A 17,157-nucleotide genomic window follows, 5' to 3' on the forward strand; every position below is an offset into this window, starting at 1 on the left:
CGGGGTGCGGGGCCGTCGTCGTCGGTGCAGTTCTGCTCACGAGCACTCGCGCGCGCGGTCCGGGTGCCGACACGACACGGGCCCCGCACCTCGTGTGAGGTGCGGGGCCCGGGAGTCGAGCGTCAGCGGCGCAGTTCGTGGGTGAGCGTCTCGAGCTCGTCGCCGCCGGCCATCTCCTTGGTGAGATCGTCGAGGCTGATCTCGTCGTAGGAGCAGTCGAGCTTCTGGCGGCCACGGTTGAGCAGCACGAAGTGGTCACCGACCATGTACGCGTGGTGCGGGTTGTGCGTGATGAACACGACGCCGAAGCCCTGCTCCTTGGCTGCCGAGATGTAGCGCAGCACCATGCCGGACTGCTTGACGCCCAGCGCGGCGGTCGGCTCGTCGAGGATGAGGACACGGGCGCCGAAGAAGATGGCGCGGGCGATGGCCACACACTGGCGCTGACCGCCGGAGAGCGAGCCGATGGGGGCGTCCACGTCGGGCAGGTCGATGCCCATCTTGTGGAGTTCCTCCTTGGTCGTCGCGCGCATCGCGGCGGCGTCGAGGGTGCGGAAGACACCCTTCTTCCGGAGCTCCTGGCCCAGGAAGAAGTTGCGCCACACGGGCATCAGGGACACGACGGCGAGGTCCTGGTAGACCGTCGCGATGCCCTTGTCGAGCGCGTCCTTGGGTGAGGAGAACTTGACCTCCTCGCCGTCGACGAGCAGCTGGCCCTCGGTCTGCTGGTGCAGGCCGGCCATGATCTTGATGAGGGTCGACTTGCCGGCACCGTTGTCGCCGAGAACACCGGTGACCTCGCCGGCGCCGACGCGCAGGTTGATCCCGCCGAGGGCGATGATGTTGCCGTAGCTCTTGCCGACGTTCTTCAGCTCGATCAGCGGGGTCTTGCCGCCACTGTTCGATTCGAGGGGAGTCTCGATGGTTGCACTCATGTCAGGTGTCACCTTTTCGCAGCGTAGGAACGGAAGCTGTTGTTGGCGATGACGGCGAAGAGCAGCATCGCACCGAGGAAGAACTTGAACCAATCCGGGTTCCAGCCGGCGTAGACGATGCCCTGGTTGGTCATACCGAAGATGAAGGCGCCGATGGCCGCACCGATGGCGGTACCGAAACCTCCGGTGAGCAGGCAGCCACCGATGACCGCGGCGATGATGTAGAGGAACTCGTTGCCGACACCCTGGCCGGACTGGACGGTGTTGAAGGCGAAGAGCAGGTGCATGCCGACGAACCAGGCGCAGAAGCCGACGAACATGAACATGCCGATCTTGACCTTGGTCACCGGCACACCGATGGCGCGAGCCGAGTCCTGGTTGCCGCCGACCGCGAAGATCCAGTTGCCGACGCGCGTCTTCATCAGCACGTAGGTGGTGATGAGCGTGAAGACGAGCCACCACAGGACGGTGATGCGGACCGAGACACCGAAGACCGAGAACGACGAGGCGAAGACCTTCTTGGCGGACTCGAACCCGTCCATGTCGGAGATGGACTGCGTCGCGACCTGGCCGGTGACGAGCTTGGTCACCGCGAGGTTGATGCCCGTCAACATCAGGAACGAGGACAGGGTGATGAGGAACGACGGGATCTTCGTCTTCATCACCAGGTACCCGTTGAGGAATCCCACCCCCAGTGCCAGCACCAGGGCGAGGACCGAGCCGATCCACACGTTGAGGTGGAGGTTGTAGGCCAGCATGGACGCGGCGATCGAGGAGAACGTCACCGCCACACCGGTCGACAGGTCGAACTCGCCGCCGATCATGAGGACCGACACGCCGCACGCCATGATGCCGATGGTCGACGAGGCGTACAGCACGGTGGCCAGGGCCTCGGGGCTCCGGAACGGCGGGGCGACGATGGCGAAGAACACGAAGATGATGACGGCGCCGAAGAGGGCACCGATCTCCGGACGGACCAGCAGACGCTGGAACGGCTTCTGCTTCTTCACCCGCTCGTCGGTCACGACGGTATGCGTGGCGAGATCGAGATCTGCCTGAGTGGACATGGACTTCCTTACCTGACGGGGGATTCTCTGCGCTGGCGGAGCATTCGTTCGGATGACACCCCGTGAGGGAGGCGAGCGGCGAACGTTCCGTGTGATGTCGATGTAATACGCATCACAGCCATAAGTCAATACTTTGTTCGGACATTAGGACTGCAGCCGGACATACCCGCTAGAGCGTGACCCACCTTCCCGACTCCACCGACTCCGTCATCGCGTCCAGCACCGAGGCGCTGCGGACAGCATCCCGCACGGTCGCGCCGACGGAGGCGTTCTCGGCGATCGACTGCAGGAAGCGCGCCGCCTCGACCACCTTCAGGTCGTCGTACCCCATCGCGGACGCGGACCCCGGCTGGAAGACGCCGTACTCGCCCGCTCCCGGACCGACGAAGAGCGTCGACTGCGGCTGGTCCTGATACAGCGGCTGATCCTCGCCGGCCGCCCGCAGGCCCAGCTGCAGCTCCCCCATCCGACGGAAGTCCCACGAGACCGAGCCCTTGGTCCCGTGGATCTCGAACCCGTAGGAGTTCTGGTCACCCACCGCCACGCGGCTGGCCTCGAGGACACACCGGGCGCCGGTCGCCATGCGCAGCTGCGCGGACACGAAGTCCTCGTTCTCCACCGGGCCCTGCTCACCGCCCGAGGCGCGCATGTGGCCGCTGGTCACCCCCGTCGGCTTGGCACGCTGCGGGATGAAGACGGCGGTGTCCGCCACCAGTGAGGCGATGTCGCCGAGCAGGTACCAGATCAGATCCGCGCCGTGGGACGCCAGATCGCCGAGCACGCCGCTACCGCCACGCTCACGCTCGAAACGCCAGCTCAGTGCGCCGTCCGGGTGGGCCGCGTAGTCACTGAAGAACCGGAAGCGTGCATGTGTCACGTCGCCCAGTTCGCCGGACGCGATGATGCCGCGCGCCTGCTCCACGGCCGGTGCATTGCGGTAGTTGAAGCCCACTGCCGTCTGCACGCCTGCCTTCTCCGCGGCGATCGCCACTGCACGGGCATCGTCCGCCGACAGTCCCACGGGCTTCTCGATCCAGAGGTGCTTCCCGGCCTCGGCGACCGCGACGCCCATCTCCCGGTGCAGGAAGTTCGGCGACGTCACCGACACGGCACCGATGGACGGGTCGGCCACGACGTCGCGCCACGACTCGGTGGACGAGCCGAATGCGAACTGCTCGGCAGCCTCGGCGGCGCGGCCGGGCACCTCGTCGGCCACGGTCGCGAGAACGGGCAGGGGTCGGAGCGCGGGGTAGTGGTGGCGCACGCGGCTGTAGGCCTGCGTGTGGACGCGGCCCATCCAGCCGAAGCCGACGACGGCGACAGGCAGAGTGGTGAGGCGAGGGTCGGACATGGGTGCACTCCAGACAAGGGGGTTGTTGGACCGTTCCAAACGGTAGACTGTCCGCAGTCTGCCCGTCGCTCGATCGCGCTGTCAACGCTCTTCCGTTCACCGCGTCCGTCCCGCTAGGCTGCGTTTGGCACAGTCCAACTCGGCGGGGCCGCCTCACCGGACGGAGCGAGCCGTGACGAACATCGAGCGGCCACCCACGATCCGCACCGTGGCCGAACGCGCCGGCGTGTCCAAGTCGCTCGTCTCCCTGGTCCTGCACGACTCCCCCAACGTCAGCGACGAGAAGCGCGCGGCCGTGCACGCCGCCATCGACGAGCTGGGCTACCGGCCGAACCTGTCGGCCCGCAACCTGTCCCGGCAACGGACGGACATCGTCGGGGTCCTCATCAACGACCTCCGCAACCCGTGGTTCGTGGACTGCCTCGAGGGCATGGCCCCGGTGCTCGAGGCACACGGGCTGACCATGATGCTCGGCGACGGTCGAGCCGACCGGAGCGGAGACGACACCGTCGTCCGCAAGTTCACCGAACTGCGACTCGACGCGCTCGTCCTGGTCGGCACCCGGTCACCCACTCCCCTGGTCGCCGATGCCGCGACGTCCATGCCGACGGTGATCGTCGCGAGCCGCGACCTCGAACTCCCCCGCGCGGACGTCGTGGCCAACGACGACACCGCGGGATCCGCGCTGGCGGTGGCGCATCTCGCGGAACTGGGTCACCGCCGGATCGCCCACGTGGCCGGGTCGTTCGGCGCCGTGTCCGCTCTGCGCGCCGACAGCTACCGCGCCGCGATGGCGTCGCGCGGTCTGGACACCGACGGCCTCGTCGAAGCGTGCGACCTCACCGAGGACGGCGGATACGACGCCGCCCGGAGACTCCTCGCCCGCACCCCCCGCCCGACCGCCGTGTACGCGGTGAACGACATCGCCGCGGTCGGTGTCATGACGGCCTGTCAGGAAGCGGGACTGGCCGTGCCGCAGGACATCTCGATCGTCGGATACGACAACACCTCCATCGCACAACTGCGCCACGTCTCCCTGACGTCGGTGGACAACGCCAGCGCGTCGGTCGGTCGCCGGGCCGCAGCGGCGGTGATCGACCGGATCGCTCGTCCGACGGCAGCCGGCACCCTCGACCTCATCGCGCCGACACTGCAGGTGCGCGGAAGCACGGCACCGCCGGCCGACACGTAGCTCCCCACGCGGCCTCCCGGGTGACTTAGGGTACCCCTACCTCCGCGGTCTCCGGAGGCATCGCGAGCAGCAGGGGTACCGCATGCGCAGCACGACATCACGACGATTCGCCACGGCCGTCGCCGTTCTGACACTCCTCACCGCGGCCGGGTGCAGCAGTGATCAGGCGTCCGACGCGGTGCCCGACAGCGACGCCCCGACGGGCACAGTGACCATCGAGCACGCACTGGGCTCCACCGCGATCGACCGCGCCGAACTCGGGTCCGACCCCCGCATCGTCGCCCTCACCGCTCCGGCCGTGGACGCAGCGCTCGCCCTGGGGGTGCAGCCGGTGGCCTTCGCCTCGGACACGACCGGGGCACCGGACGGCCGCTATCCCTGGCAGTCGGAGCTGGCGGTGGACGTACCGCTCATTCCCGTCCCCGTCGAGGGCACCCTCCCCATCGAGGAGATCGCCTCGTACGCACCGGATCTCATCCTCGCCGACTTCGCCGCGTCGACACCGACCCAGTACGAGCAGTTGACCGCACTGGCCCCGACCATTCCCGTCATCGGCGACACGGTCTCGCCCTACGACGCGCTGACGCGCGCGCTGGGCACGGCGCTCGGCCGCGAGGACGACGCCGACGCGGTGATCGCGCGGACGCGGACCGCCCTCGCCGACGCCGCCGCGGAGCTGCCCGGACTGGCGGGGAGGACAGCGCTGCTGTCGCAGTACATCCCGGCCACCCAGCAGCTCGTCGTGGTCGCCGATCCCGACGACGGCGCCTCGGCGTTCTACCAGGAACTGGGGATGACGCTGCCGGCCGTCGACCTGCCCGCCACGGCCGGCAACCGGCTCGTCGTCGGGCCCGAACGCGTCGACGTCCTGAACTCCGACCTGGTGATCATCCTCGTGAACGGCGGTACCGCGGCCGATCTCGAGGCACTGCCCGGCTGGGCCGATCTGCCCTCGGTGCGATCGGGCGGCATGCTGATCACGGACTACGCGACCATCATCGCGCTGAACACACCGTCACCGGCGTCGCTGACGTACGCGCTGGAGAAGGTTCGGCCGACGCTCCGGTCGATCGCAGGCTGACGCCTCCGGGTCAGCGGTCGACGAGGGTCGTGTCGAAGTAGTACCGCGACGCGCGGTACACGTGCGACCCGTACTCGACCACCTTGCCGGAGTCGTCGAACGCCGTGCGGTGCATGGTGAGCAGCGGCGCCTTCGGCTTCTCGTCCAGCAGGTGCGCCTCGTCGCGATCGGCCGCCTTCGCGCCGATGCGCTGGCGAGCGAGGCGGATGTGGACTCCTTTGGTGCGAAGCGACTGGTACAAGCCGTGCGCCTCGAGCTCGGCGGGCTCCGGCGCCACGTCGACGGGCATGTAGTTGATCATCAGCGCGAGCGGTTCACCCTTGGTCAGTCGCAGACGCCGCACGGTGACCACCTCGGACTCCGGCCCGATGTTGAGCTCGCGCGCCACGTCCTCGGTGGGCAGCCCGACCGAGTACTCGAGCAACTTCGTCGTCGGGTCCTGGCCGGCGCGCGCCAGGTCGTCGAAGAGGCTGGTGAGCTCCACCGGTCGATGCACCGGGCTCTGCACCACCTGTGTGCCGACGCCACGCTTGCGCACCAGCAGGCCCTTGTCCACCAGTTCCTGGATGGCCCGACGCGTGGTCGGCCTCGACAGGTTCAGGCGCTTCGCGAGGGCGAGCTCGTTCTCGAAGCGGTCACCCGGGGCCAGACTGCCGCCGAGGATCGCGCCCTCGATGGCCTGCGCGAGTTGGTAGTAGAGCGGAACGGGACTCGACCTGTCGAGCTCCACGGCGAGCGGTTGACTCACGTACCAGCTCCGATCCGAAACTAGGCGGGTGTGCGGGCGGGCTGCCCGAGAACAGAGTGTAAGTGACCGTGCGCAATATGACGGCAAGTTAGAATGTCAGGACAAACTATTGACAGGTTGGTGTGGCGCGGAGCACAGTGATACCGGCCCCCACGCACACGCCCCGAGTATCGATGGAGCAGACCTTGACCACAGTGAACAACACCGGCCCCACCGGTGATGCACGTTTCGACGTGCTCGCCATCGGACGCAGCGGAGTCGACATCTATCCCCTGCAGGTCGGTGTGGGCCTCGAGGACGTCGAGACGTTCGGCAAGTTCCTCGGTGGCAGCGCCGCCAACGTCACCGTCGCCGCCGCGCGACTCGGGCGCCGCACCGCACTGATCTCCGGCGCCGGCGACGATCCGTTCGGCCGCTTCGTGCGCGCCGAGCTCGCCCGCCTCGGCGTCGACAACCGCTACGTCGTGGTCGACGGCCAGTACGCCACCCCGGTCACGTTCTGCGAGATCTTCCCGCCGGACGACTTCCCGCTGTACTTCTACCGCAAGCCCACCGCGCCGGACCTGCAGGTGCGCCCCGAGGACATCGACACCGAGGCCGTCCGGAGCGCCGCTCTGTACTGGTCGACGGTCACCGGTCTGTCCGAGGAGCCCTCGCGCAGTGCACACTTCACCGCCTGGGAGGCGCGTGGACGCGCTCCGCTGACGGTGCTCGACCTCGACTACCGGCCCATGTTCTGGGAGAGCCCCGCCGCCGCGACCGAGCAGGTCCAGCGCGCACTGCGACACGTCACGGTGGCCGTCGGCAACCGCGAGGAGTGCGAGATCGCCGTCGGCGAGACCGAGCCGGACCGGGCCGCCGACGCGCTGCTCGACATGGGGGTGGAACTGGCGATCGTCAAGCAGGGTCCCAAGGGCGTACTGGGCAAGACGCGCACCGAGCGCGTGGAGGTGCCACCGAACTTCGTCGACGTCGTCAACGGACTCGGTGCCGGCGACAGCTTCGGTGGATCGCTGTGCCACGGACTGCTGTCCGGCTGGCCACTCGAGAAGATCCTCCGCCACGCCAACGCGGCCGGCGCCATTGTCGCGTCGCGCCTCGAATGCTCCACCGCCATGCCCACCGCCGACGAGGTCGCCGCCCTCGCCGAGTCCGCGGTCACCGCACCGGGTTCCGATCTCGCCGATTCCGAGGAAGCACATGTCTGAGACCATCACCGCGACCTGCACCACGTACGCCGACGTCACCGAGATCCGGGCGCACGACCCGGGCGCGATCGACCGCGCCTGGGCCTCTCGCGTCACCCGTGAGACGGTGCGCGGAGACGGGCGGCTCATGATCGTGGCCGCCGATCACCCCGCCCGCGGTGCCCTGTCGGTCGGCTCGAACCCGACGGCCATGAACAGTCGCACCGAACTGCTCGACCGCCTGCGTACCGCGCTGGCCGACCCGGGAGTCGACGGTGTCCTCGCGACGTCCGAGATTCTCGACGACCTCGTCCTGCTCGGCGCCCTCGACGACAAGGTCGTCATCTCCTCGATGAACCGCGGCGGACTCGCCGGCGCGTCGTTCGAGCTCGACGACCGGATGACCGGCGCGACCGCGGCGTCCACCGCGAAGGCGCGGATGAACGGCGCCAAGATGCTGACCCGCATCGACCTCGACGATCCCGGCACGCTCGGCACCCTCACCGCCTGCGCGCAGGCCATCGACGAACTCGCGGCCGAGGGCCTCATGGCCATGGTCGAGCCGTTCCTGTCGTCGCGCCGCGACGGCAAGGTGGTCAACGATCTGCGTGCCGACGCCGTCATCAAGTCCATCCACATCGCCCAGGGCCTCGGCGCCTCGTCGGCGTACACCTGGATGAAGCTGCCCGTGGTCGACGAGATGGAGCGCGTCATGGACGCCACCACGCTCCCGACGCTGCTCCTCGGCGGCGACCCGCAGACCGCGCCCGACGAGACCTTCGCCAGTTGGGCACGCGCACTGAAGATCCCCGCCGTCCGCGGCCTCATCGTGGGCCGCACACTGCTCTACCCGAAGGACGGCGACGTCGCCACCGCGGTGGCGACCGCAGTCGACATGGTGCGGGGCGGGGCGGACGAGTGAACAGCGAGTTCTACATTCCCGCCGTCCCCGGTGCCGGAGTCACCGTCACCCCGGAGAGCGCGGGATGGACCGAGTCCAGTCTGCGCACAGTGCTTCTCGCACCCGGCAAGTCCGTCGATCTCTCCTCCGACGACGACGAGATCATGGTGGTCCCTCTGCAGGGATCCGCGACCGTCACGTGCGGCGAGGAGTCGTTCGCACTGACGGGGCGCGCGTCGGTCTTCGACGGGCCCTCCGACTTCGCGTACGTCGGCCGTGACAGCAGCTACACCCTCCGCAGCGAGCAGGGTGGACGTTTCGCGTTGTGCGGCGCACGCGCCTCGCGGGCCCTGCCGTTCCGCTACGTTCCCGCCGCCGACGTCACCGTCGAACTGCGCGGCGCGGGCAACTGCAGCCGGCAGGTGCACAACTTCGGCACCGCCGACACGTTCGAGGCCGACTCGCTCATCGCGTGCGAGGTCATCACCCCCGGCGGCAACTGGTCGTCCTACCCCGGCCACAAGCACGACGAGGAGACCGAGACCGAATCGGCACTCGAGGAGATCTACTACTTCGAGATCGACAGTGGCCGTGACGGTTCCGCCGGTTTCGGATACCACCGCGTGTACGGCACACCCGAGCGTCCCATCGAGGTGCTCGAAGAGGTGCGCACGGGTGACGTCGTCCTCGTCCCGCACGGGTATCACGGGCCGTCCGTCGCGGCGCCCGGCTACCACATGTACTACCTCAACGTCATGGCCGGACCGGGCAGCGAGCGCGCCTGGAAGATCGTCGACGATCCCGACCACACCTGGATCCGCAGCACGTGGGACGGCCAGGACGTCGATCCACGCCTCCCCCTCACCCCCCGACCTCCGCTGGACTCAGCGCACCGTGGAAAAGGAGCCTGACGATGGTGTCCACCGCACCGATGTCACAGAGCAAGACCGAGAACGCCGAGCCGATGGTGCACCTCACGGTGTCCCAGGCCATCGTCCGCTTCCTCGCCAACCAGTACGTCGAGCGTGACGGGGTCCGGACCAAGTTCTTCGCGGGCTGCTTCGGCATCTTCGGCCACGGCAACGTCGCCGGTCTCGGACAGGCGTTGCTGCAGGCCGAGATCGACGCCGTCGAGGCGGGCACCGAGCCGGAGCTTCCCTACGTCCTCGGCCGCAACGAGCAGGCCATGGTGCACAGCGCCGTCGGCTTCGCCCGCCAGAAGGACCGTCTCCAGACCTGGGCCGTCAGCGCCAGTGTCGGACCGGGCTCGACCAACATGCTCACCGGCGCGGCGCTGGCCACCATCAACCGGTTGCCCGTCCTGCTGCTCCCGGCGGACACCTTCGCCACCCGCGCCTCCTCACCGGTGCTGCAGGAGCTCGAGCTCCCGTCCAGCGGCGACGTCACCGTCAACGACGCGTTCAAGCCGCTCTCGCGCTACTTCGATCGAGTGTGGCGCGCCGAGCAACTGCCCGCGGCTCTGCTCGGCGCCATGCGCGTCCTCACCGACCCGGTGGAGACCGGCGCCGCCACGGTCGCCGTCCCGCAGGACGTCCAGGCCGAGGCACACGACTGGCCCGAGTCGTTCTTCGCGCCGCGCACCTGGCACGTCGCCCGCCCGCTGCCCGAGCGGTCCGTCGTCGCCCGCGCCGCCGAGATCATCCGCTCGGCGAAGGCGCCGCTGATCGTCGCCGGCGGCGGCGTCATCTACTCCGGTGCCACCGAGGCGCTCGCGTCGTTCGCGGAGAAGACCGGAATCCCCGTCGGCCAGAGCCAGGCAGGCAAGGGCTCCCTCGTGTACGACCACCCGCAGTCGGTCGGAGCGATCGGGTCCACCGGCACCACGGCCGCCAACGCCCTCGCGACCGAGGCCGACGTGGTCATCGGGATCGGCACGCGCTACAGCGATTTCACCAGCGCGTCGCGCACGGCCTTCTCCAACCCCGACGTGCGGTTCGTCAACATCAACGTCGCGTCCATCGACTCGGTCAAGCAGGGCGGTCTCTCCGTGGTCGCCGACGCCCGCGAGGCGCTCGAGGCACTGACCGACGCGCTCGCGGACCACGAGGTGAGCGCCGAGTACCGTGCGCGCGCCACCGAACTCGCCGCCGAGTGGGATCGCACGGTCGCCTCGGTCTACGCCGTGGACGACGACAACCTCGGCATGAACCAGAACCAGGTCATCGGTCTCACCAACTCGCTGTCCGACCCACGCGACATCGTCGTGTGCGCCGCCGGCTCGATGCCCGGAGACCTCCACAAGCTCTGGCGCACACGCGATGCCAAGGGCTACCACGTCGAGTACGGGTTCTCCTGCATGGGCTACGAGGTGGCCGGCGGCATCGGCGTCAAGATGGCGGCACCGGATCGCGACGTCTTCGTCATGGTCGGCGACGGCAGCTACCTCATGATGGCCACCGAGCTGGTCACCGCGGTCCAGGAGGGCGTGAAGGTCATCCTGGTGCTGGTGCAGAACCACGGCTTCGCCTCCATCGGATCACTGTCGGAGTCGCTCGGCTCCCAGCGCTTCGGCACCGCGTACCGCTACCGGTCCGAGTCCGGTCGACTCGACGGCGGTGTGCTGCCCGTCGATCTGGCGGCCAACGCCCAGAGTCTCGGCGCCGACGTCATCCGCGTGAACACCGCCGGCGAGTTCGCCGACGCCGTCAAGGTGGCCAAGGCGGCGGACCGCTGCACGGTCATCCACGTCGAGACCGATCCGCTGATCGCCGCTCCGGACAGCGAGTCCTGGTGGGACGTCCCGGTCAGCGCCACCTCGACGCTCGAGAGCACGCAGACGGCGTACGAGACGTACGAGGCGTGGAAGAAGGTCCAGCGGCCGTACCTCCGGCCGTCCGCCGACTGACTTCTCGATCCGGACACACCCGGTCACCCGGGGCGGCGTGCGCGAGCGCGCCGCCTAGGGTGACCGGTGATGAACATTCACGACCGCACCGGACGCGGCCGACGGACAGCCGCGGCGATCACGACGGCGGTCGTGCTCGTGGGTACGCCGGCACTCCTTCCGAGTCTCGCCGGGGCGCAGCCCGCACCGCCTCCGACGTCCACCCCGTTCCGGACGCCCGACACCGACGCCTGTCCCCACCGTGACGTGCCACCACCGGCCATCGATGCGTCCGAGGTCCCCGCTCCCGGCGACGCGGAACCGCAGCCCGTACCCGTCCCGGCCGAGACGGTCGGCGGCGAGGAACTGGCGGCGTGCGGTGTGATCACCGCGGCCGGTGCGCCCGCTCTTCCCGCGGACATCTCGGCGGCGGGATGGGTGCTCGCCGATCTCGACTCCGGCGCGGTGATCGCGGCGAAGGATCCGCACGGCCGGTACCGGCCGGCGAGCACGATCAAGGTCCTGCTGGCGCTCGTCGCGCTCGACGAGCTCGATCTCGATCGCACCGTGGTGGCCACCGCGGAGGACGCGGCCGCCGAGGGCAGCGCGGTGGGCATCGGTACCGGCGGCGTGTACTCGGTGCGCCAGCTGATGCAGGGGCTGGTGATGGCGTCGGGGAACGATGCCGCGCACGCTCTCGCCGTCCAGCTCGGCGGCGTCGACACCGCCGTGGAGAAGATGAACGCGAAGGCCCGCGAGCTCGGTGCCCTGGACACGCGCACGGCGTCGCCGTCGGGTCTCGACGGACCGGGCATGGCATGCTCACCCTACGATCTGGCGCTCATCTTCCGGGCCGCGATGGACGATCCGACCTTCGCGGAACTCGTTGCCACCGAATCGGTTCGGTTCCCGGGCTATCCCAAGGACGCGTCGAAGCCGGACAACCCCTCACGGCCCGACATGCCCGGCGTGCCGGTGAACCCCGATCTGCCGCTCAACGAGGACCGGCCGGGCTTCACCCTCGCCAGCGACAATGCGCTGCTGTTCAACTACCCGGATGCACTGGGCGGCAAGAACGGCTACACCGACGACGCACGCCAGACCTTCGTCGGCGCGGCCGAACGCGGTGGCCGCCGGTTGGCCGTGTCGCTCATGAATGCCGACGTGCTGCCCATCCGGCCCTGGGAGCAGGCCGCCCGCCTGCTCGACTACGGCTTCACGCAGCCTGCCGACACGGTGGTGGGCGCCCTGGTGACCGGGAGCCCGGACGCGTCGGCGGCGCCGACGACCTCGTCGACCCCCGCCTCGACCGCGCCGACCGATCGGCGGACCGAGGCGAGCAGTGGCGGCGCCTATGCGGGAGTGGACGACGAGAGCGAGGTGGCGATCAGGGTCGGTGCGGGAGTTCTGGGTCTGATCGTCGTGATCGGGCTCCTCCTGTGGGCGCGCACGCTGCACCGCAGACGGTCCTGACCACACTGCACGTCAGCGTCAGCGTCGGCGCCGGCCGCGCCATCCGCCCAGGCCGAGCACGGTGAGCACGCCGGCGCCGACGAGAGCTGCCGCACCGACGGGTGAGACCCCTTCGCGGACCACCACCTGCGGTGCGATCACCGCACTGTCGGGCACGGCGGGTGCCGCGAGGGACAGGTTCTCCGTGGCCGTCGCCGCCCACGCCGTCGAGAACAAGAGGAAGCGTGACGTCGTGAAGGCGAACACGAGGATGCCGATGATCGGTCCGAACGTGGCACCGGCCGGACCGGACGTGACGCTCTCGAGGTAGACGGCGCCGACCTGCTTGAAGATCTCGAACACCACGGCCGCCAACAGCGCGGCGCGTGCCGCGCTGCGCACGGTCACGGGCTCACGGGGCAGCCGGGCGATGACCCACACGAACAGTGCCCACGTCGCGGCGATCGCCAGGGCGAACGACGCGATCTGCACGGCGACGCCGACACCGGGAACATCGTCCAGATTGACGGCCTTCAGGAGTGCGGGGACCACCGACCCGCTGGCCACCGCCGACAGGCCGAGCGAGATCACCAGGGCCAGACCCAGACCGAGCAGCGCTCCGAGATCCTTGGCCTTGGTGGCCAGGAAGCTGCCCGCCTCGTGCGGCGTCTCCCACATCGCGGTGAGCGCCTCCCGCAGATTGGCCGTCCATCCGAGGCCTGCGTAGAGCGCACCCAGGAGACCGATGATGCCCACGCTGGTGCGCGACTCGATGGCACTCGAGACCAGTTCGTTGATGGTGCCCGCGAAACTCCCGGGAACGTTCTCGGCGATCTGGGACTGCAGTTCCGTCAACAGGTCCGGCCGGGAGGCCAGAACGAAGCCCACCACGGCGAACGCGACCATCAGCAGCGGGAAGAGGGCCAGAACGCTGAAGTAGGTGATACCCGCGGCGTAGTAGTCGCCCTTCTGCTGCTGGTACACCGAGCCGGCCCGCGCGAGGTGATCGAACCACGGCCGCCGCCGTCGACGTTCCTCGATGATCGCCGCGAAGTCCGGCATGGCGCTCAGCCTTTCGGTGGAAGGAATCCGACCCTGTCGTACACCTGTGCCAGCGTCCTGGACGCGATCGAGCGTGCGTGCTCGGCCCCGTCCCGAAGAATCCGGTCGAGTTCGGCCGGGTCGTTCATGTACTCCGTGAACGCCGTGCGCACCGGGGCGGAGAACGCCGACACCGCATCTGCGGTGTCGCTCTTGAGATCACCGTATCCCTTTCCGACGTATCCCTCGACGAGCGTCGCGACGGGCGTGCCGGTGAGGGCGGACTGGATGGTGAGCAGATTGCTGACACCGGGCTTCTCCGCCGTGTCGTAGCGGATCTCACGCTCGTTGTCGGTGACCGCCGAGCGAATCTTCCTGGCCGACACGGCGGGGTCGTCCAGGATGTCGATCCGGCCCGACACGCCGGAGCCGGACTTGCTCATCTTCGCCGTCGGCTCCTGCAGGTCGTAGATCTTCGCGATACCGGTGACGATGTGCGCCTCCGGCACGACGAACGTCTTCTTGTAGCGCGAGTTGAAGCGTTGGGCGAGATCGCGGGTCAGCTCGAGGTGCTGGCGCTGGTCCTCCCCCACGGGCACTCGCTGCGGGCGGTAGAGCAGGATGTCCGCGGCCTGCAGCACGGGGTAGGTGAACAGGCCCACACTCGCCTGATCGCTGCCCTGGCGTGCCGATTTGTCCTTGAACTGCGTCATGCGGCCGGCCTCGCCGAATCCGGTGATGCAGTTGAGAACCCATGCGAGTTGGGCGTGTTCGGGTACATGGGACTGCACGAACAGCGTGGAGCGCGCGGGGTCGATGCCGACGGCCAGCAACTGCGCTGCGGCGCGGCGAGTCCGGGCGCGCAACTCCTTCGGATCCTGCGGCACCGTGATGGCGTGCAGGTCCGGAATGAAGTAGAAGGCGTCGTACTCGTCCTGCAGTTCGACCCATTGCCGCACCGCGCCCAGGTAGTTGCCCAGGTGGAAGGAATCCGCCGTGGGCTGGATGCCGGAGAGCACTCGGTGCCGAGGTGCGACTCCTGCGCTGTCGGTCGCGGTGTCGGTCGTCATGATCTACAGATTCAATCACCTCTGGTCGCAGGGTCTGCGCCATGACCGTCGCAGGGTCTGCGCCATGACCGTCGTAGGGTCTGCGCCATGACCACTGACAGGACGTCCGACACCGCCGTAACCATCGGCTCGGCGCCGGGGATCGAGGTGGAGGTGCTGCCGTACGGTGCGACCCTGCTGCGCCTGACCGTCACGGGCGGGGACGGTGTGCGCCGCGACGTGTCGGTCGGCGTCGCCGGCGAAGCCGAGTTGCGCGCGGGCACGGACTACCTCGGGGCGACCGTGGGGCGCTACGCCAATCGCATCGCGCACGGGCGATTCGACCTCGACGGTGAGCGGGTGGAGGTGTCGCGCAACGACGGCGACAACCACCTGCACGGCGGAGTCGACGGCTTCGACTCCCGCACCTGGACGGTGGAGCGGGTCACCGCTGACGAGGTGGAACTGTCCCTGGTGAGTCCCGACGGCGACCAGGGCTACCCCGGCGAGGTGCGGGCACGCGCCGTCTACTCGGTCCGGGGAGACACGATGCGCATCGAGTACCTCGCGCAGACCTCACGTACGACAGTGGTGAACCTGACCAGCCATGCCTACATCGATCTCGACGGACACGGTGTCGACGACCTCGAACTGCAGGTGGACGCGGCCTCGTTCGTGCCCGTGGACTCCGCGGGAATTCCCACGAACGGTGTCGTCCCGGTCGACGGCACGGCACTCGACCTGCGGCTCCCGCGCCGCATCGGCGACGTCGTCCGGTCCGACGATCCTCATGTGGCGGCCACGCGAGGGGTGGACCACAACTTCGTCCTCGACGGACCCGAGGACGGCGGGGAGTTGCGCCGCGCCGCGCGTGTCACGTCGCATCGCAGCGACACGACGCTCGAGGTGTGGACGAATCGGCCCGGGCTGCAGGTCTACACCGGCAACTTCCTCGACGGCAGCACCGTGTCCCGACGCGGTACCGCGCTGCGTCAGGGCGACGGACTCGCGCTCGAGCCCCAGTTCTTCCCCGACAGCCCGAACCGGCCGGCGTTCCCGTCGGCCGTCCTGCGCCCGGGCGAGACGTCTCGCTGCGTGATCGAGTACAGGTTCGCCGCGCGATAGTCGGCCCACCTCCAGCCTTCCCGCGGTGTGGTCGTCCGGCCCTGCCGCCTCAGGACCGGCCCATGATGCCACTGATGTGAGCGTTCACATCACGTTTCGGCAATGTTCGCGAACCTCTTGACGCGGAGGAATGTTAACGCTCACACTCTGTGTCACGCGTCACACGGCGTGATGCCTACAGAGGAGACCACGATGACGTCGAAGAGAGTCGTTGCAGCGAGCACGTTCCTGGTGAGCAGTGCGCTGATCCTGAGTGCCTGCGGCGGCGGAGGCGACTCCGCGAGCGGCGGAGGCGGGACCGTTCTGGGGTTCTCGCAGGTCGGAGCCGAGAGCGGCTGGCGCACCGCCAACACCACGTCGATCCAGGGCGCGGCGAGCGAGGCCGGAATCGATCTCAAGTTCTCCGACGCACAGCAGAAGCAGGAGAACCAGATCAAGGCCATCCGCACCTACATCCAGCAGAAGGTGGACGTGATCGCCTTCAGCCCGGTCGTCGAGACGGGCTGGGAGCCGGTGCTGCAGGAAGCGAAGCGCGCGAACATCCCCGTGATCCTCACCGACCGCTCGGTCGACACGACGGACGAGTCGCTGTACGCCACGTTCCTCGGATCCGACTTCGTCGCCGAGGGCGTCAAGGCCGGCGACTGGCTCGTCGAGAACAGCGCGACGTCGGACGTCAACGCCGACGGACGCATCAACGTGGTCGAGCTCGAGGGCACGACGGGTGCCGCACCGGCCATCGATCGTGCCGAGGGCTTCCGCGAGGCCATCGCCGCACAACCGACCATCGCCATCTCCAAGTCCCAGACCGGTGACTTCACCCGCGACGGCGGCAAGCAGGTCATGGAGTCGTTCCTGAACTCCGACAAGGCCATCGACGTGGTCTACGCCCACAACGACGACATGGGCCTCGGCGCCATCGAGGCCATCGAGGCGGCCGGCCTCGTCCCCGGCAAGGACATCAAGATCATCACCGTCGACGCGGTCAAGGACGGCATGCAGGCGCTGGCCGACGGCAAGATCGACTACATCGTCGAGTGCAACCCGCTGCTCGGACCGCAACTGATGGACCTGACGAAGAAGGTCGTCGCCGGCGAAGAGGTACCCAAGCGCGTGGTCACCGAGGAGACCACCTTCACCCGCGAGCAGGCCGCCTCCGTGCTCGCCGACCGCCAGTACTGAC

Annotated in this window: 15 protein-coding genes; 9 read left to right on the plus strand and 6 right to left on the minus strand. The window is 68.7% G+C overall.

The features are described from left to right. Window positions 1–122: 122 nt before the first annotated feature. From QE397_RS11480 to QE397_RS11490, 3 genes are all read right to left on the minus strand, one after another. Window positions 123–935: an ATP-binding cassette domain-containing protein gene (locus tag QE397_RS11480; RefSeq protein WP_027503733.1), complete on the minus strand. Its 813-nt coding sequence runs from the start codon at window positions 933–935 to the stop codon at window positions 123–125. A gap of 8 nt (window positions 936–943) precedes the next feature. Further along, entirely contained in the window at window positions 944–2,002 is a 1,059-nt protein-coding gene (locus QE397_RS11485) for an ABC transporter permease (protein WP_027503734.1), read from the minus strand. 169 nt (window positions 2,003–2,171) lie between these two features. Next, window positions 2,172–3,353 carry a Gfo/Idh/MocA family protein gene (locus tag QE397_RS11490; protein ID WP_307093434.1) on the minus strand — a complete coding sequence of 394 codons (1,182 nt, stop codon included), beginning with the start codon at window positions 3,351–3,353 and terminating at the stop codon, window positions 2,172–2,174. Window positions 3,354–3,525: 172 nt separating this feature from the next. Between QE397_RS11490 and QE397_RS11495 the strand changes: the two genes are divergently transcribed. Then, the gene (locus QE397_RS11495; RefSeq protein WP_307093435.1) at window positions 3,526–4,545 is read left to right on the plus strand and encodes a LacI family DNA-binding transcriptional regulator; all 1,020 of its coding nucleotides are present in this window, start codon (window positions 3,526–3,528) and stop codon (window positions 4,543–4,545) included. Window positions 4,546–4,627: 82 nt separating this feature from the next. After that, window positions 4,628–5,626: an ABC transporter substrate-binding protein gene (locus QE397_RS11500; RefSeq protein WP_307093436.1), complete on the plus strand. Its 999-nt coding sequence runs from the start codon at window positions 4,628–4,630 to the stop codon at window positions 5,624–5,626. A 10-nt stretch (window positions 5,627–5,636) separates the two neighbouring features. Here the strand turns inward: QE397_RS11500 and QE397_RS11505 are convergent, their stop codons facing one another. Next, window positions 5,637–6,374 carry a GntR family transcriptional regulator gene (locus QE397_RS11505; protein WP_027503738.1) on the minus strand — a complete coding sequence of 246 codons (738 nt, stop codon included), beginning with the start codon at window positions 6,372–6,374 and terminating at the stop codon, window positions 5,637–5,639. A 173-nt stretch (window positions 6,375–6,547) separates the two neighbouring features. Here QE397_RS11505 and iolC point away from each other — a divergent pair, with 173 nt between their 5' ends. From iolC to QE397_RS11530, 5 genes are all read left to right on the plus strand, one after another. Next, window positions 6,548–7,582, plus strand: coding sequence for a 5-dehydro-2-deoxygluconokinase (gene iolC, locus QE397_RS11510; protein ID WP_373425228.1), 1,035 nt, complete (start codon window positions 6,548–6,550; stop codon window positions 7,580–7,582). Continuing rightward, window positions 7,575–8,483, plus strand: coding sequence for a hypothetical protein (locus tag QE397_RS11515; protein ID WP_027503740.1), 909 nt, complete (start codon window positions 7,575–7,577; stop codon window positions 8,481–8,483). The genes iolC and QE397_RS11515 overlap by 8 nt, the downstream gene beginning before the upstream one ends. Next, a complete protein-coding gene (iolB, locus tag QE397_RS11520; protein ID WP_307093438.1) occupies window positions 8,480–9,373 on the plus strand; it encodes a 5-deoxy-glucuronate isomerase in 894 nt (297 codons plus the stop codon). The genes QE397_RS11515 and iolB overlap by 4 nt, the downstream gene beginning before the upstream one ends. Before the next feature lie 2 nt (window positions 9,374–9,375). Beyond that, complete coding sequence (gene iolD, locus QE397_RS11525) at window positions 9,376–11,328, plus strand: 3D-(3,5/4)-trihydroxycyclohexane-1,2-dione acylhydrolase (decyclizing) (RefSeq protein ID WP_222638737.1); 1,953 nt, start codon at window positions 9,376–9,378, stop codon at window positions 11,326–11,328. Between the two features lie 69 nt (window positions 11,329–11,397). After that, window positions 11,398–12,780 (plus strand): D-alanyl-D-alanine carboxypeptidase family protein, encoded by a 1,383-nt coding sequence (locus QE397_RS11530; RefSeq protein WP_307093439.1) that lies wholly within the window; start codon window positions 11,398–11,400, stop codon window positions 12,778–12,780. An 18-nt stretch (window positions 12,781–12,798) separates the two neighbouring features. Here the strand turns inward: QE397_RS11530 and yhjD are convergent, their stop codons facing one another. Next, window positions 12,799–13,821, minus strand: coding sequence for an inner membrane protein YhjD (gene yhjD, locus QE397_RS11535; RefSeq protein ID WP_307093440.1), 1,023 nt, complete (start codon window positions 13,819–13,821; stop codon window positions 12,799–12,801). A gap of 5 nt (window positions 13,822–13,826) precedes the next feature. Beyond that, complete coding sequence (gene trpS, locus QE397_RS11540; protein WP_307093441.1) at window positions 13,827–14,870, minus strand: tryptophan--tRNA ligase; 1,044 nt, start codon at window positions 14,868–14,870, stop codon at window positions 13,827–13,829. Between the two features lie 87 nt (window positions 14,871–14,957). On the opposite strand from trpS, the gene QE397_RS11545 reads away from it, so the two are divergent. Continuing rightward, the gene (locus QE397_RS11545) at window positions 14,958–15,974 is read left to right on the plus strand and encodes an aldose epimerase family protein (protein ID WP_307093442.1); all 1,017 of its coding nucleotides are present in this window, start codon (window positions 14,958–14,960) and stop codon (window positions 15,972–15,974) included. A gap of 192 nt (window positions 15,975–16,166) precedes the next feature. Next, window positions 16,167–17,156, plus strand: coding sequence for an ABC transporter substrate-binding protein (locus tag QE397_RS11550; protein ID WP_056447659.1), 990 nt, complete (start codon window positions 16,167–16,169; stop codon window positions 17,154–17,156). Window position 17,157: the final 1 nt, after the last annotated feature.

Source organism: Rhodococcus sp. SORGH_AS_0301 (genome assembly GCF_030818285.1).
Taxonomy (GTDB): domain Bacteria; phylum Actinomycetota; class Actinomycetes; order Mycobacteriales; family Mycobacteriaceae; genus Rhodococcoides.

Bases quoted from the DNA above. Each gene is read 5' to 3' on its own strand.
- iolD (WP_222638737.1), top strand. From the start codon at position 9,376: ATGGTGTCCACCGCACCGATGTCACAGAGCAAGACCGAGAACGCCGAG.
- QE397_RS11500 (WP_307093436.1), top strand. From the start codon at position 4,628: ATGCGCAGCACGACATCACGACGATTCGCCACGGCCGTCGCCGTTCTG.
- iolC (WP_373425228.1), top strand. From the start codon at position 6,548: ATGGAGCAGACCTTGACCACAGTGAACAACACCGGCCCCACCGGTGAT.
- QE397_RS11545 (WP_307093442.1), top strand. From the start codon at position 14,958: ATGACCACTGACAGGACGTCCGACACCGCCGTAACCATCGGCTCGGCG.
- QE397_RS11515 (WP_027503740.1), top strand. From the start codon at position 7,575: ATGTCTGAGACCATCACCGCGACCTGCACCACGTACGCCGACGTCACC.
- QE397_RS11530 (WP_307093439.1), top strand. From the start codon at position 11,398: ATGAACATTCACGACCGCACCGGACGCGGCCGACGGACAGCCGCGGCG.
- trpS (WP_307093441.1), bottom strand. From the start codon at position 14,870: ATGACGACCGACACCGCGACCGACAGCGCAGGAGTCGCACCTCGGCAC.
- yhjD (WP_307093440.1), bottom strand. From the start codon at position 13,821: ATGCCGGACTTCGCGGCGATCATCGAGGAACGTCGACGGCGGCGGCCG.
- QE397_RS11480 (WP_027503733.1), bottom strand. From the start codon at position 935: ATGAGTGCAACCATCGAGACTCCCCTCGAATCGAACAGTGGCGGCAAG.
- QE397_RS11550 (WP_056447659.1), top strand. From the start codon at position 16,167: ATGACGTCGAAGAGAGTCGTTGCAGCGAGCACGTTCCTGGTGAGCAGT.
- QE397_RS11485 (WP_027503734.1), bottom strand. From the start codon at position 2,002: ATGTCCACTCAGGCAGATCTCGATCTCGCCACGCATACCGTCGTGACC.
- QE397_RS11490 (WP_307093434.1), bottom strand. From the start codon at position 3,353: ATGTCCGACCCTCGCCTCACCACTCTGCCTGTCGCCGTCGTCGGCTTC.